Source organism: Mycoplasma sp. HS2188, assembly GCF_025209835.1.
Lineage (GTDB): Bacteria > Bacillota_I > Bacilli_A > Mycoplasmatales > Metamycoplasmataceae > Mycoplasmopsis.
Genome location: NZ_JAOAOI010000049.1, coordinates 1 through 791, shown reverse-complemented (window position 1 = coordinate 791; position 791 = coordinate 1). Strand labels below are relative to the sequence as shown.

1 protein-coding gene and 1 pseudogene are annotated in these 791 nt (G+C 30.1%); both read right to left on the bottom strand.

All coding sequences use genetic code 4. From position 1 onward, the window contains the following. Window positions 1–256 (bottom strand): annotated as a pseudogene (locus N1F73_RS03745) (hypothetical protein); the annotation flags it as partial. 290 nt (window positions 257–546) lie between these two features. Next, on the bottom strand, window positions 547–791 hold a 245-nt coding region (locus N1F73_RS03740), incomplete at its 5' end, for an MAGa4850 family ICE element protein (protein WP_260360165.1).

Here is a 791-nt window from a genome sequence, read left to right as displayed (position 1 = left end):
TATCTTTTTTAACTCTGGTTTGTAAATTCATCCACGATTTAAAATCTAAACCTGATTTTTTAAATTCACTTTCTAAATCAAACTTGGTTTTATCATCATCTTGAACATAAACAGCATCAACACGAGCCATATAACGCAAATGTCTTCCTGAAGAATAAAATTTCCAATCATGAACCTGGTCTTGACCTTTTTGTATTTTTTTCTCCAAACCGTATTTAGCAAACTCGATATTAGAATATATCCTTTGTCTATTCATTAATCTCCCACGTCATATATATTACATATACATGACTAATATATTTATGTTCCAGATTTTGTCCAAACCAAAATTTTCCACTCTCAAAATCTTTGTTTTTACCATCATCGCAATGCTAAAGAACACCACCGACATCGATAGTTCTCCATTTTTTAAAAATATCTAATTTTATTTTAATCAGAATCATGTTTAATTTTCAGCGGACTATCTGGACTCGAACCAGAATACGTATCATAAGTCGTGTTTTACATTAAACTACACGTCCATATACATGACTCTCTTTTATCTAATTAAAACTTCATAATTAAATATCTTTCACACTTAAACTCATAACCGACAAACTTTCTAAAAACTTGTCCTAGTTTATTTTTTAAGCAAATAAATTTTTTCTCTACACCTCTCACAACTTGATAAATTTGTTTAACTCTAAACCCTAACAGCTCAGCAAAAGCATTATGCATTCTAAAAACACCACTACGGCTCATATCATCATAAAAACCATTTTGCAGCATAACTTTTTTATCACCCTTACGCA